Origin of the sequence: Mesorhizobium sp. M0998, assembly GCF_040318885.1 — a bacterium.
Lineage (GTDB): Bacteria > Pseudomonadota > Alphaproteobacteria > Rhizobiales > Rhizobiaceae > Mesorhizobium.
This window is the reverse complement of the sequence record NZ_JAMYND010000127.1, coordinates 1-784: the sequence shown is the minus strand read 5'-3', so window position 1 is coordinate 784 and position 784 is coordinate 1. Positions and strand designations below refer to the sequence as shown.

At 57.9% G+C, this 784-nt stretch carries 1 pseudogene; it reads left to right on the top strand.

From position 1 onward, the window contains the following. Positions 1-278: pseudogene (locus tag NKH59_RS33405) on the top strand (hypothetical protein); the annotation flags it as partial. Positions 279-784 lie beyond the last annotated feature (506 nt).

The following is a 784-nucleotide window of genomic DNA, read 5'->3' as shown; positions in this document are numbered from 1 at the left end:
TGTTCAGGCACGACTACAACGCAAGCGACGACACACTCAGGCGGCTGGTGATCAAGCCCCGTCTTCACAATCAGACAATGCCCGGTGCTCCGTCGAGAATAAGCGCTCCCGGTTTGGCTATGGCGCTCGCCGGCGATGATGGCGCACTTGCGCGGTTGAGGCGGGACGATCGCGAGCACCCGCACAACTCGGTATTTCAAGCGGCTCGGCATCCCGCGACCCTGACCTGTTATCAAAAATTATGCTCGCGGCGACTGTCTAAAGTAGACATTAAGTAGATGTCGCGGCTCGACAGGGCCCCATACATGCCCATACGTGCGGAATTCCTCGACGAGGCCGCGCGTGCGATTCTCTTGCCTCGAAACAGGGGCCGGAGATTAACGGGAATGAGGTTTATCGTAGTCACCCCTGGGCCGTAATCGATTGCCTGTCGGATCGAGGCCGAGCAGCTTCAATTCCCCCAGATCGAACACTGAACTACTTGACCCGTTGCCTTCTCACGAACTCTTTCGAAAACACGCGATGAAGACCGAGTGCGCGCGATCCAGCCTCGCCCCTCGCAACGAAATCGGCAGGGCCGACATGCGTTTGCCAGACAAAGTTTGGTGGGGCAGGTTTCCACGTAAGTTTTGATCCATAGGCCGCTTTGCCCGGAGCTGTGATGTGTCCACGTAGAGTGCAGATCCGCGGCTCCAGCCTTCTCGCGCAAGCATTCGGCGTCTCCGCATGATCGACGCAGGATGTTTGCTGCAAGAGTGATGCATGATGGACAGTGGTGGGGCAC